This window comes from Streptomyces sp. NBC_00775 (genome assembly GCF_036347135.1).
GTDB lineage: Bacteria > Actinomycetota > Actinomycetes > Streptomycetales > Streptomycetaceae > Streptomyces > Streptomyces lutosisoli.
Map to the genome: position 1 here is coordinate 2,986,980 of NZ_CP108938.1, position 13,567 is coordinate 3,000,546.

10 protein-coding genes are annotated in these 13,567 nt (G+C 70.2%); 2 read left to right on the plus strand and 8 right to left on the minus strand.

Features of this window, described 5'->3' with window-relative positions; genetic code table 11:
• Positions 1 to 27 precede the first annotated feature (27 nt).
• Together OIC96_RS13205 and OIC96_RS13210 are read right to left on the minus strand one after the other, a co-directional pair.
• On the minus strand, positions 28 to 1,695 hold the full coding sequence (locus tag OIC96_RS13205) for a PucR family transcriptional regulator (protein ID WP_330307642.1): 1,668 nt from the start codon (positions 1,693 to 1,695) through the stop codon (positions 28 to 30).
• Positions 1,696 to 1,860: 165 nt separating this feature from the next.
• Positions 1,861 to 4,032, minus strand: a complete 2,172-nt coding sequence (locus OIC96_RS13210; protein WP_330307641.1) for an ATP-binding protein — start codon at positions 4,030 to 4,032, stop codon at positions 1,861 to 1,863.
• Between the two features lie 303 nt (positions 4,033 to 4,335).
• Between OIC96_RS13210 and gabT the strand changes: the two genes are divergently transcribed.
• Both gabT and OIC96_RS13220 read left to right on the plus strand, forming a co-directional pair.
• Positions 4,336 to 5,670: a 4-aminobutyrate--2-oxoglutarate transaminase gene (gene gabT / locus OIC96_RS13215; RefSeq protein ID WP_330307640.1), complete on the plus strand. Its 1,335-nt coding sequence runs from the start codon at positions 4,336 to 4,338 to the stop codon at positions 5,668 to 5,670.
• Positions 5,671 to 5,869: 199 nt separating this feature from the next.
• Positions 5,870 to 6,697: a phosphatase PAP2 family protein gene (locus OIC96_RS13220; RefSeq protein ID WP_330307639.1), complete on the plus strand. Its 828-nt coding sequence runs from the start codon at positions 5,870 to 5,872 to the stop codon at positions 6,695 to 6,697.
• Here the strand turns inward: OIC96_RS13220 and OIC96_RS13225 are convergent.
• The 6 genes from OIC96_RS13225 to OIC96_RS13250 form a co-directional block, all read right to left on the minus strand.
• On the minus strand, positions 6,636 to 8,453 hold the full coding sequence (locus OIC96_RS13225; protein ID WP_330307638.1) for a chitinase: 1,818 nt from the start codon (positions 8,451 to 8,453) through the stop codon (positions 6,636 to 6,638). The two genes, OIC96_RS13220 and OIC96_RS13225, sit on opposite strands and share 62 nt — an antisense overlap.
• Before the next feature lie 146 nt (positions 8,454 to 8,599).
• Positions 8,600 to 9,052 carry a hypothetical protein gene (locus OIC96_RS13230; RefSeq protein ID WP_330307637.1) on the minus strand — a complete coding sequence of 151 codons (453 nt, stop codon included), beginning with the start codon at positions 9,050 to 9,052 and terminating at the stop codon, positions 8,600 to 8,602.
• Positions 9,053 to 9,234: 182 nt separating this feature from the next.
• Positions 9,235 to 10,653: an NAD(P)/FAD-dependent oxidoreductase gene (locus OIC96_RS13235; RefSeq protein ID WP_330307636.1), complete on the minus strand. Its 1,419-nt coding sequence runs from the start codon at positions 10,651 to 10,653 to the stop codon at positions 9,235 to 9,237.
• Positions 10,654 to 10,682: 29 nt separating this feature from the next.
• Positions 10,683 to 11,483, minus strand: a complete 801-nt coding sequence (locus tag OIC96_RS13240) for an ABC transporter permease (RefSeq protein WP_330307635.1) — start codon at positions 11,481 to 11,483, stop codon at positions 10,683 to 10,685.
• The gene (locus OIC96_RS13245) at positions 11,484 to 12,413 is read right to left on the minus strand and encodes an ABC transporter permease (protein ID WP_330307634.1); all 930 of its coding nucleotides are present in this window, start codon (positions 12,411 to 12,413) and stop codon (positions 11,484 to 11,486) included.
• Positions 12,413 to 13,564 (minus strand): ABC transporter ATP-binding protein, encoded by a 1,152-nt coding sequence (locus OIC96_RS13250; protein WP_330307633.1) that lies wholly within the window; start codon positions 13,562 to 13,564, stop codon positions 12,413 to 12,415. The genes OIC96_RS13245 and OIC96_RS13250 overlap by 1 nt, the downstream gene beginning before the upstream one ends.
• Positions 13,565 to 13,567: the final 3 nt, after the last annotated feature.

The following is a 13,567-nucleotide window of genomic DNA, read 5'->3' on the forward strand; positions in this document are numbered from 1 at the left end:
GGGTCCAAGGGACAGAGCCCCTGCCCCCTACTCCCCCGCCGCGGACGTAGCCTTCAGCGCCAGCCAGAGTTCCATCCGTACGTCCGGGTCATCCAGCGACCGCCCAAGGATCTCCTCGACCCTCCGCATCCGATAGCGAAGCGTGTGCCGATGCACACCAAGATCGGCGGCGGCTGCATCCCACTGCCCGTGCCGGGACAGCCACGCCCGCAACGAGGCCACCAGATCCCCCCGCCCCGTCGCATCATGCTCATGCAACGCCCGCAGCAACCCGTCCGCAAACGCCCGCACAGCGTCATCCGCCAGCAACGGCAACACGGACCCCGCGGCCAGCTCCTCATGCTCGACAAGGAACCGCCCCCGCCGCCGAGCCACGGACAACGCCTGCTCGGCCTGCTTGTAGGCGGCCGCCGCGGCGATCGGCCCGGCCGGCGCCGACAGCCCCACCACCAGCTCGTCCTCGTCCCCGGCGGGCTGCTCCCGCACGGCCGCCCGCGCGGCCTCCAGAGCCACCGCGTACTCCCCGCACGCGGAAACCGCCGCACCCCCGTCCACCGCGAGCACGACAAGCCGCTCCCCGTCGGGCACGACCAGCACGGACTCACCGGCGCGCGCGGCGGCGGACTCGACGACCTCGGCGAGCCCGCCGAGCGGGTCACCGTTGACGTCGGGCACGGCGACGGCGGGACCGGAGGGTGCCTTCGCGGCCACGCGCGCGTGCCCGTCGGCATGCGCCCGCGCGGCCGACGCGGACGCCGACTCGGCGAGGATCAGCCGGAACGGAGCGTCCAGCAGCTCCCCGTACAGCTCCCCGGCGACGGTCCGGGCATGATCGGGCTCCCCGGCGAGCAGCATGCGCAGCACAGCCGCGCCGATCCGCTGCTCGGCCGCCTGCAACGACCGCGACCGCTCCGTGGTGAGCGTCAGCAGGGCGATCGCCGAGTGCACGGCGTACCGCTCGGCGGTCCCCAGCGCGGCCGCCGTCCCCACGGCGAGCGCGGCGCGCGGCCGGCGCCCGGTGCCGAGGGAGTGCAGTTCCACCCGGTCTTCCCGGTCTTCGCCGCCCACGACGGAGCTGGCCGGCGCGGGCCGCTCCCGCAGCCGTTCCACGTCCGGCGTGAGCCGTGCGGCCCGCCGCCCCGCCCACTCGGGCGCGGTGGCGACGACGGCGCCGGACGCGTCGTACAGCGCCGCCCACCCGTCGACCTGCCCGGCGAGCGAGGCGAGCAGCCCCTCGGGCCCGTCGTTCAGCGCCTGCTTGGTGAGCTCGCGCTGCGCGGCGAACCCCGCGGTGACGGCCCGGTACTGATCCGCGGCGATGGCGGCCGAGACGGCCTTGCTGATGGCGAGGAAGGGGGTGCGCCGCGGCACTTCCAGCAGCGGCAGCCCTTCCTCCTCCGCCGCGTCGAGGAGCGCCTTCGGGATCTCGTCGTAGTTGACCCCGACAGCGAAGCCGAGCCCGACCACCCCCGCTCCCAGCAGCCGCTTCACATAGCGGCGCATGACCTCGGGATCCTCCGCGTCCAGCTTGAGCGCGGTGATCAGCAGCAGCTCCCCGCCCTCCATGTATGGCACGGGGTCGGCGAGCTCGCTGACGTGCGCCCAGCGGACGGGCACGTCCAGACGGTCCTCGCCCGCACGCACGGTCAGCTTGAGCGCGGAGTGGTGGACGAGCGAGGCGAGCGTGGGGGGCATGAGGCCTTCATGTCTGTGTGATCTTTGTGATCTTTTGGCCGCGACGTATGAACGACCTGTGTCAATTCTGCCTCACCGTACGGTCACCGGGTGACCTCATGCCCATACGTCCTGCTCAGCCCCGTACATCCGGCCCGTACATCCGGCCCGTACGTCACGTCCCGCTCAGCCCCGCAGATCCACCAGCAACGGCGGCGCGTGCTCCCCCTTCACATTGGTCAGCGACAGCACCGCGTGCCCCGGCGGCACCCCGTGCGCCAGCTCGGACGCCGACCACCGCTCCCGCTCGACCTGCCGCACGGTGACGGCACGGGCGGTCGGAGCCCGGCCGGTGATCACCCGTCGCAGCACATGCAGCGCCTTGCCCGCCGGGGTCTCCGCGATGATCTGCCGGTCGGTGACGTCCCGCGCCTCGGTCCACTCCTTGCCCCAGACCTCGGCGAAGTCCTGCCCGTCCCAGGGGGTGAGCCCGGACAGCGCCATACGGCACCCGATGGAGCCGAGCAGCGGGCTGCGCAGCGGCCGGGGCGCGTCGTCGAGCGTACGGAGCGTCAGCACGGCCCCCGCGTTCCCGGAGCGCAGCCGCTGAATCCCCCGTACGGCCTCGGGTGTGACGACCCCGGTCGCGTCGTCGAGGACCAGACAGGCGAACAGCGACCGGTCCTCCCGCACGGCGACACTCGCCGTGAACTGCGCGAGCACCAGCCGGGCGAGGATCCGTGAGGCGTCGGCGTGCCCGCGCGCGGGCAGGTCGATCCGTACCCGCACCGGATGGTCGAGGGCACGCAGCGAGAAGGGCCGCGACTGCCCGGAGGTGTCGAAGAATCCGGTGAACGCGGGCCGGTCGAGCAGGGCGACCCGGTCGGCCAGCACGCTGCCGACATCCCCGGGGTGCCCCAACTGCCGCTCCCGTGCGTCGAGTTCCCGTAGCAGCGACTCCTGCCCGGTGTCCTCCAGGGCCTTGCGCAGCGCGCCGAGCGGTCCGGGTGTGCCGTCGAGGAGCTGCCGCAGCTCGGGTACGGACGGGAAGCGGCCGTGGACGGCCTTGAAGGGGCCCAGCAGCTGGGCGAGCACGGTGGTCGACCGGCGGCTGTCGCCTCCGGGGTGCGGATCGGCGAGGTCACCGACGAGCGCCTCGGCGAGCACGGCCGCGGCTTCGTCGGGGTCGGTGGTGCCGCCGTACAGGTCGAGGTCGTACACGGATTCGGGATTCCCGATCCGTACGACGACGTCGTACGCGTCGACGGGTCCGAGCCCGGCGCCCGCGGCACCCACCACGACGACGGCGGCCCGCCCGGCGAGCGCGTGCAGGCACAGCGACTCGGCGAGCGGCCAGACGACGCCACCGGTCTTGCCGGAGCCGGGAGGCCCTACAGCGAGCAGCGAGGTGCCCAGCAGATCGGGGCCGAGGGCGAGCCCGGTGCCGCGATAGGCGTACGGATTGCGCGGATCGTCGGCGGTCGTCCCGAGCCGCACCTGCCCGGTCACGAGGTCGTGCCGGGCGAGCCGACCGGGCAGGTCCCGGTCCCCCGAGGGATGCACACAGGCGGCGGCCCCGTCCTTCAGCACGGCTCCGGTGAAGGTGGCGAGACTGTGCCGCCCGCTCCGTACGCCCTGCCAGGCCCGCGCGATCCGGGCGTGGTCGACATCGCGCATCAGCCCGGCGCGCGCCTCGACGGCGAGCCGTTCGGCGGCGTCACCCGCACCGGCGGCGCGGAGCTCGTTCCACTGCGCGGGGTCGTCCTCGGGGGCGGGCGGACGCTCGCTCACGGGCGCGGCGCGCTGCCAGGCCGGCAGCCCATAACGCCGCCACACTTCCCCCCAACGGCCCAACCGCCCGACCCCGATCATGATGACGAGGGCGATCAGCGTGTAGTAGCCGTACCAAAGGAACGCGTTCCCGACCTGGTCGCCGCTGTGCCGCCAGGAATCGGGCGTGAACAGTTCCAGCGGCAGCACCCACCAGCCGCCCAGATACCCGTTCCAGAGCAGCGACCAGATCAGCCACCCCACCAGGAAGGCGATGACCGCCCCGCTGAGCAGCTGCCGGGCCGGAATCTGCTCGGGCTCCTCCTCCGGCCGCGGCCGGTGCCCGAACCGCCACACCCCGAGCGCCGCCTCGGGCCGCGAAGCCCGCACCCAGGCCAGAAAGGCGGACCCGTCCGGCAACGGCGGCACTCCAGGTGCCCGCGCGGGCCGGGGCGGCGCGCCCGGCACCGTGGGCACGTCCGGCGGCACCGCCCTGTCCGACGGCCCCGGCACGTCCGGCGGCCCCGCCGGACGCGGCACAGGATTGGCATGCGTACCCCGCGCGTCCTGCGTCCCGTCGCTGTCCATCGCCCTTGCCCCCTGACCAGCCGCTCCGTGCGTCGTCCGTGGCCAATCTAGTGCCCCCGCAGGGCGAGTTCACCGTTCACCGGGCCGGGCCTGCGGCGATACGCGACCGCCGGGCTCCCGCCGCTCTATGTCCACCACGGACAAGCGAATTCCGCGACGACTCCCACATGGAGCATGCCGACCCCCCGCCTCCGGCCCTAGCCTGCGAAGAAAGAAGGCAAGCGTCCGAAAACACCCCCGCCCGGAGCACCCCGTCCGCCGGGGCCGTCCGGGGCGCAGGATCAGATCATCAGGGAGCCCCTCATGACCGCACTTCCGCAGGAGCGCCGCGTCGTCACCGCCATCCCCGGCCCGAAGTCGCAGGAGCTGCAGGCCCGCCGTACCGCCGTGGTGGCGGCCGGTGTGGGCTCGGTGCTCCCCGTCTTCACCACGCGCGCCGGCGGCGGCATCATCGAGGACGTCGACGGCAACCGCCTGATCGACTTCGGCTCCGGCATCGCGGTGACGTCCGTCGGCGCCTCCGCCGAGGCCGTCGTACGCCGGGCGAGCGCCCAGCTCCAGGACTTCACCCACACCTGTTTCATGGTCACGCCGTACGAGGGTTACGTCGCCGTCGCCGAGGCGCTGGCCGAGCTCACGCCGGGTGACCACGCCAAGAAGTCGGCCCTGTTCAACTCGGGCGCCGAGGCCGTCGAGAACGCCGTCAAGATCGCCCGCGCGTACACCAAGCGCCAGGCCGTCGTCGTCTTCGACCACGGCTACCACGGCCGTACGAACCTGACGATGGCGCTGACCTCCAAGAACATGCCGTACAAGAACGGCTTCGGCCCGTTCGCGCCCGAGGTCTACCGGGTGCCGGTGGCGTACGGCTACCGCTGGCTGACCGGTCCGGAGAACGCCGGTGCCGAGGCGTCCGCCCAGGCCATCGACATGATCAACAAGCAGATCGGCGCGGACAACGTCGCCGCGATCATCATCGAGCCGCTGCTCGGCGAGGGCGGCTTCATCGAGCCCGCGAAGGGCTTCCTTCCGGCCATCAGCAAGTTCGCCAAGGACAACGGCATCGTCTTCGTCGCCGACGAGATCCAGTCCGGCTTCTGCCGCACCGGCCAGTGGTTCGCCTGCGAGGACGAGGGCATCGTCCCGGACCTGATCACCACCGCCAAGGGCATCGCGGGCGGTCTGCCGCTCGCCGCCGTCACCGGCCGCGCCGAGATCATGGACGCCGCGCACGCGGGCGGCCTGGGCGGCACCTACGGCGGCAACCCGGTGGCCTGCGCGGGTGCGCTCGGCGCCATCGAGACGATGAAGGAGCTCGACCTCAACGCCAAGGCGAAGAACATCGAGACGGTCATGAAGGCCCGCCTCGGTGCCATGGCCGAGAAGTTCGACATCATCGGCGACGTCCGCGGCCGTGGCGCGATGATCGCGATCGAGCTGGTCAAGGACCGCGACACCAAGGAGCCGAACGCCGAGGCCGCCGGCGCGCTCGCCAAGGCCTGCCACCAGGAGGGTCTGCTGGTCCTGACCTGTGGCACCTACGGCAACGTCCTCCGCTTCCTGCCCCCGCTGGTCATCGGCGAGGACCTCCTGAACGAGGGCCTCGACATCATCGAGCAGGCCTTCGCCCGCATCTGACGTCCCACCCGCCCCAGCACCGGAACCGGGCCCGCCGCTCACGCGGATTCCGCTTGGTTCCGGTGGTGGGGCGGCCGTCGTCAGAGCGTGTGAAGAAGGTGTGCGAGGTGCATGACGGGACGCGATTCCGCCTGTCGGAGCCCCACACCCTGCCGTAGGTTCTACCCAGATGAGAGATACACCCCGCCCACAGGGGACTGTGGGTGACACCGGGTCGAGGCCTCCCCAGCTTCGCCCTGGTCGTGCCCTCGCGCACACACCCGGAGCTTCCGGCTCCGGATCTCCTCACCGATCGGACAGTCGCCCGCCCCAAACCCCCCGGGGCGCGCGGCATTCCGATCTGGACGGCCGCCTCGGAACTACCCCCCCTGTTCCGGGGCGGCCGACCTTCCTCCTCCTCGGCCTTCCGGCCCTCCTCTTCGCGCTGATCACCTGGCAGGTCGCGGCCCACGGCCCCCTCGCCCGCGCGGACGAACGCCTCAGCGGCTCGATCGTCCGCCCGAGCCGGTTCTACGAACTCCTCGCCGACCTCGGCAACATCGCGGTCGCCGTCCCGGTCCTCGCCCTCGTCCTCGCGTATGTCGCCGTCCGCGCCCACCGGGCGGGCACGGACCGCTGGTGGCTGCCGTCCACGGCCGCGGCGGTCCTGATGGCCGCCGTCCCGGCACTGATCGTGCCCCTCAAGGAACTCGTCGCCCGCCCCGGCCCCCCGGTCATGGGCCCGGGTACGGGCTTCTACCCTTCGGGCCACACCGCGACCGCCGCCATCGCGTACGGCGCCGCGACCCTGCTCCTCCTCCCCTGGCTGCGTACGGCGTACGCCCGCCGCGGGCTGGCCATCACCTGCCTCCTCCTCAACGCCCTCGTCGCCTTCGGCCTGATCCGGCGCGGCTACCACTGGCCACTGGACGTGGTGGCCAGTTGGTGCCTCTGCGCGGTGCTGCTGTCCTCGCTGTGGCTCTTCCTCAGCCGAAGTACCCGTCGAAGTTCTTCTGGAACTCCCAGTTCGAGTACCGGTCCCAGTTGACCGACCACGTCATCAGGCCGCGCAGTCCCGGCCAGGTGCCGTGGGTGGCGTACGAGCCGCAGTTGGTCTTCTTGGTCAGGCAGTCCAGGGCCTTGTCGACCTCGGACGGTGATACGTAGCCGTTGCCCGCGTTCGTCGAGGCCGGCATGCCGATGGCGATCTGGTCGGGGCGCAGCGGCGGGAAGACGTTGCCGGCGTCGCCCGCCACCGGGAAGCCGGTCAGGAGCATGTCGGTCATGGCGATGTGGAAGTCGGCGCCTCCCATGGAGTGGTACTGGTTGTCGAGGCCCATGATCGAGCCGGAGTTGTAGTCCTGGACGTGCAGGAGGGTCAGGTCGTCGCGCAGGGCGTAGATGACCGGGAGGTACGCGCCCGCGCGCGGGTCCTGGCCGCCCCACTTGCCTGTGCCGTAGTACTGGTAGCCGAGCTGGACGAAGAAGGTCTCCGGGGCCATGCTCAGGACGAACTTCGAGCCGTACTTGGCCTTCAGGGTCTTCAGTGCCGAGATGAGGTTGACGATCACCGGTGTGGTCGGGCTCTTGAAGTTGGTGTCGCTCGCGTCCAGGGAGAGCGAGTGGCCCTCGAAGTCGATGTCCAGGCCGTCCAGGCCGTAGGTGTCGATGATGTTCGAGACCGAGGAGACGAAGGTGTCGCGGGCGGCCGTCGTGGTGAGCTGCACCTGGCCGTTCTGGCCGCCGATGGAGATCAGGACCTTCTTGCCGGCCGCCTGCTTCGCCTTGATCGCCGCCTTGAAGTCGGCGTCGCTCTCGACGGTCGGGCACTCGGTGACCGGGCAGCGGGTGAAGCGGATGTCGCCCGAGGTGGTGGAGGTCGGTTCGCCGAAGGCCAGGTCGATGACGTCCCAGCTGTCGGGCACGTCGGCCATGCGGGTGTAGCCGGCGCCGTTCGCGAAGCTCGCGTGGAGGTAGCCGACCAGGGCGTGCGTGGGGAGGTCGGTCGAACCGCCCGAGCCCGCTGCCGTCGTCGCGGTCACCGTCGCCGACTTGGCGGACTCGCCCGCGTCGTTCGTCGCGGCGACCTGGAAGGAGTACGCCGTCGAGGGCGAGAGTCCGCTCACCGTTGCCGAAGTCCCGGTGACTGTCTGGACTTTGACGCCGTCGCGGTAGATGGCGTAACCCGTCGCGCCGGTCACCGCGGACCAGGTGAGGGCGACGCTGGAGGAGGTCACCGTGCCGGCCGTCAGGCCGGTGGGCGCGGCCGGGGGCTGGCCCGCGTCGACGCCGGGGCCGGTCAGGGAGACGTCGTCGGCGTAGTAGGTGCCGGTGCCGTACCAGCCGTGCGTGTAGATCGTGACCTTGGTAGTGGACGCGCCGGTGCGGAAGGTGGTGGTGAGCTGCTGCCAGTCGGTCGCGGACTGGGTCCAGTTGGAGACGTCGGTGGTGCCGGTGCCGCTCGCGCCGAGGTAGACATAGCTGCCCCGGACGTAGCCGGAGAGGGTGTACTGGGAGTCGGGTTTGACGGTCACCGTCTGGGAGCACTGCGCGTAGTCGCTACCGGCCGGGGTCGCCTTCAGCGCGGAACTGCCGCTCCGTACAGGTGAATTGACGGTACTGGCCGCCGTACAGGTCCAGCTGTCCAGGCCCGACTCGAACCCGCCGTTCCTGGCGAGGTCCGCGTCGGCCGCACGGGCGGCCGACGAGAGCGCGGCGAGGCCGGGTACGGCCAGTGCGGTGGCCGTGCACACGGCGAGAAGCCTTCGACGGACGACTGGTCTGTTGTGTCTGACGCGATCCACAACTGCCTCCGGGCATGGGGGAATCAGGAGGGTGGAGCGCGCCCAACTTGGTCCAGACCAATTCCGTTGTCAAGACCTGTGACAGTGACGAGGCCTCTGGAACGCACGACACCGATGGCAGATGCCGGGGTCCTGCCCCGTCACGGCTATCGGTCCTCGTTCCCGGCGAGACCCGCCGCCGCCTCATGCATGGCCAGTTCGAGCAGTGCCGGATCGGTGAGCGTGCCCGAGCCGTCCGGCGGGATCAGCCAGCGGACCCCGTTGGTCGACCTTCCCGGGTACGGCACCACGATCCACGTACCGCGCCCCGCTGTGCGCACCCCCGTACCGAGCCACCGGGCCGCGGTGCCCGCGGGCACGAAGAACCCCATCCGGGCGTCCCCGAAGTCGACGAGCACGGGCCCGGGTTGGTCGATCACCCGGGTCAGCACGTCGAGCGTCGGATAGCCGAGCTCGCCCGGCAGGATGAGTACGTCCCAGGCCTTGCCCGCCGGCAGCAGCGCCATCCCGAGGGGATCGCGCTCCCACTCCCGCCGGCAGGCCTCGGGATCCGGAGCTACTGATGCCAGCCACTCGACCGCCGTCTTAGCCCCTGTCATGGCGGAACCTCCCTTTCTCATGTCGACGCTGGTCGCGCCACAGGGGAGAGGGAGGTTCGGGCCGGGCATTACGCGGGTTCGGCTACTTGTTGACAGTGAGCCAGGTCACACTGGATGAGCAGGGCGCGCGCCTCTGGATGATGTGGATCACGGAACGGCACGCACGCCCCGGTGGGGCCGGCTCAGCTGTCGAAACCGAGCCCCAGCTTGTCCATCGTCTTCAGCCACAGATTGCGCCGGCCGCCGTGCGAGTCCGCCCGTGCCAGCGACCACTTGGTGAGGGCGATGCCGGTCCAGGCGAAGGGCTCGGGCGGGAACGGAAGCGGCTTCTTGCGGACCATTTCGAGCGACGTGCGCTCCGTGGTCTCCCCGGCCAGCAGGTCCAGCATCACGTCGGCACCGAAGCGCGTCGCGCCCACGCCCAGGCCCGTGTAGCCCGCCGCGTACGCGACCTTGCCCTGGTGGGCCGTGCCGAAGAACGCCGAGAAGCGCGAGCAGGTGTCGATCGCGCCGCCCCAGGCGTGGCTGAAGCGAAGCCCCTCCAGCTGCGGGAAGCAGGTGAAGAAGTGCCCCGCGAGCTTGGCGTACGTCTCCGGGCGGTCGTCGTACTCGGCGCGCATCCGGCCGCCGTACGGGTAGATCGCGTCGTAGCCGCCCCACAGGATCCGGTTGTCGGCGGACAGCCGGAAGTAGTGGAACTGATTCGCCGAGTCCCCGAGGCCCTGGCGGTTCTTCCAGCCGATGGACGCCAGTTGGTCGGCGCTGAGCGGCTCGGTCATCAGCGCGTAGTCGTAGACCGGAACGGTGTACGAGCGCACGCGCTTGACCAGGTTCGGGAAGATGTTGGTGCCGAGGGCGACCCGGCGGGCCCGGATCGAGCCGTACGGAGTGCGTACGGCCATGCCGGCGCCGTACGGCTTCAACTGGAGCGCGGGCGTGTGCTCGTACACCCGTACCCCGAGCTCGACGCACGCCCGCTTCAGGCCCCAGGCGAGCTTGGCGGGGTGCAGCATGGCGACGCCACGGCGGTCGTGCAGCCCGGCGAGGAAGGTCGGTGAGTCGACTTGTTCCCGTACCGCGTCGGTGTCCAGGAACTCGACGCCGTCCGCGAGGCCCTCGCGCTCCAGCTCCTGGTGCCACTCGCGCAGTTCGGCCGCCTGGTGCGGCTCGGTCGCCACGTCGATCTCGCCACTGCGCTCGAAGTCGCAGTCGAGGGAGTAGCGGGCGACCGCCGCCTCGATCTCGTCGAGGTTGCGGGCGCCCAGCTCCTCCAGCTTCTTGATCTCGTCCGGCCAGCGGGTCAGACCGTTGGCCAGACCGTGCGTGAGGGAGGCGGCGCAGAAGCCGCCGTTGCGGCCGGAGGCGGCCCAGCCCACCTCACGGCCTTCGACGAGAACCACGTCACGCCCCGGGTCGCGCTCCTTGGCGATCAGCGCGGTCCACAGTCCGCTGTAGCCGCCGCCGACGACCAGCAGGTCGCAGGTCTCGGCACCGGTGAGCGCGGGCTCGGGACGGGGTTTGCCGGGGTCGTCCAGCCAGTAGGACACCGGCTGGGCGTCGGAAAGAGACTTTGTCCAACTGCTCATGGCGCTCGGGGCCATGATTTCAACTCCCTACAGGGTTCTTGCGGTTACGCCTTTTGCTTGTTGCGGCGATTGTTGATGACCATGGAGGTCAGGACGAACAGTACGGCGATGAGGAACATGGCCGTGCCGATGACGTTGATCTGAACGGGTGTTCCGCGCTGCGCCGAACCCCAGACGAACATGGGGAAGGTGACGGTCGAGCCCGCGTTGAAATTGGTGATGATGAAATCGTCGAAGGAGAGCGCGAAGGAAAGCAGCGCGCCCGCGGCGATTCCGGGAGCCGCGATGGGCAGGGTGACCCTGAGGAAGGTCTGCGCGGGACCGGCGTACAGGTCCTGGGCCGCCTGCTCCAGGCGCGGGTCCATCGACATCACACGCGCCTTGACCGCGGTGACGACGAAGCTGAGGCAGAACATGATGTGGGCGATCAGGATCGTCCAGAAGCCCAGCTGGGCGCCCATGTTGAGGAACAGGGTGAGCAGCGAGGCCGCCATGACGACCTCGGGCATCGCCATCGGCAGGAAGATCAGCGAGTTGACCGCACCGCGCGCGCGGAAGCGGTAGCGGACCAGCGCGAAGGCGATCATCGTGCCGAGCACCGTGGCGCCGACCGTCGCCCAGAAGGCGATCTGGAGGCTGATGGACAGCGAGCCGCACATGTCGGCGACGCCGCACGGGTCCTTCCACGCGTCTATGGAGAACTGCTGCCATTCGTAGTTGAAGCGCCCCTTCGGTTTGTTGAAGGAGAACACCGTGACGACGACGTTCGGCAGCAGCAGATATCCGAGGGTCAGCAGTCCCGCGATGACGACGAAATGACGCTTGAACCAGTTGACGAAGGCCATTTAAACCAGATCCTCCGTCCCGGACTTGCGGATGTAGAAGGTGACCATGAAGAGGATCGCGGCCATGAGGATGAACGAGAGAGCCGCGGCCGTCGGATAGTCCAGCACCCGCAGGAACTGCGTCTGGATGACGTTTCCGATCATGCGGGTGTCCGTGGAGCCGAGCAGTTCGGCGTTCACGTAGTCACCGGCGGCCGGGATGAAGGTCAGCAGCGTGCCGGAGACGACACCCGGCATCGACAGCGGGAAGGTGACCTTCCGGAAGGTCGTGAACGGCTTGGCGTACAGGTCGCCCGCCGCCTCGTGGAGCCGCCCGTCGATGCGCTCAAGGGAGGTGTAGAGCGGCAGGATCATGAACGGCAGGAAGTTGTACGTCAGACCGCAGACCACCGCGAGCGGTGTGGCCAGGACACGGTCGCCGGAGGTCCAGCCGAGCCAGCTGGTGACGTCCAGGACGTGCAGCGAGTTGAGGGCGCCGACGACCGGGCCGCCGTCCGCGAGGATCGTCTTCCAGGCGAGGGTGCGGATCAGGAAGCTGGTGAAGAACGGAGCGATCACCAGGATCATGATCAGGTTGCGCCAGCGGCCCGCGCGGAAGGCGATGAGATACGCCAGCGGATAGCCCAGCAGCAGGCACAGGATCGTCGCGGCCGCCGCGTAGAACACCGAGCGCACGAACTGCGGCCAGTACTCGGACAGCGCGTCCCAGTAGGTCGCGAAGTGCCAGGTGACCTTGTAGCCGTTCTCCAGGGAGCCCGTCTGGATCGACGTGGAGCCCTGGTAGATCATCGGCAGCGCGAAGAAGACGACCAGCCACAGGAGGCCGGGCAGGAGCAGCCAGTACGGCGTCCAGCGGCCCCGCTTGCGCGGCGGCTTCGTCTCCGGCACGTCGGGGGCGAGAGGCGGGGGCGCCTCGGTGAGGGTCGACATCAGGCGGCCTCTTCCTCGACCGTCTCGACCCCGGCGTCGATGTCCTGCGCGGCGTCCAGGCCGAAGGTGTGGGCCGGGTTCCAGTGCAGGACGACGTCGGCGCCGGGCACCAGCCGCGAGTCGCGGTCGATGTTCTGGGCGTAGACCTCGAACTCGGGGCAGACGGGGCTGTCGATGACGTACTGCGTGGAGACGCCTATGAAGCTGGAGTCGGCGATCTTGCCGGTGATGCGGTTGCGGCCGGCCGGGATCTCGCCCGCGTCGTCCGCGTGCGTGAGGGAGATCTTCTCCGGGCGGACGCCGACCAGCACCTTGCCGCCGGTGGTCGTCGGCGCGGAACATCGCGCCTGGGGCAGCAGGAGCTTGCCGCCGCCCGCCTTGAGGACGATCTCGTCGCCGCTCTTCGCATCGACCTCGGCCTCGATGAGGTTGGAGGTGCCGAGGAAGTTGGCGACGAACGTGGTGTTCGGGTTCTCGTAGAGGTCGGCGGGCGAGCCGAGCTGTTCGACGCGGCCCGCGTTCATCACGGCGACCGTGTCGGCCATGGTCATGGCCTCCTCCTGGTCGTGCGTGACATGGATGAACGTGATACCGACCTCGGTCTGGATGCGCTTGAGCTCCAGCTGCATCTGGCGGCGCAGCTTGAGGTCGAGGGCGCCGAGCGGCTCGTCGAGGAGCAGCACCTTGGGGTGGTTGATCAGCGCACGGGCGACCGCGACGCGCTGCTGCTGGCCACCGGAGAGCTGGTGCGGCTTCTTGCGGGCCTGCTCACCGAGCTGTACGAGGTCGAGCATCTCCTCGACCTGCTTCTTCACCGACTTGATGCCGCGCCGGCGCAGACCGAAGGCGACGTTCTCGAAGATGTCGAGGTGCGGGAAGAGGGCGTACGACTGGAAGACCGTGTTCACCGGCCGCTTGTACGGCGGGAGGTTGGTGACTTCCTGGTCGCCCAGGAAGACGGTGCCGCCGGAGGGTTCCTCCAGGCCCGCGATCATGCGCAGGGTGGTGGTCTTGCCGCAGCCGGAGGCGCCGAGCAGGGCGAAGAAGGAGCCCTGCGGGACGGTCAGGTCGAGCGGGTGCACGGCGGTGAACGAGCCATACGTCTTGCTGATTCCGGAGAGGCGGACGTCGCCGCTGTTGTCTGTGGTCATCTT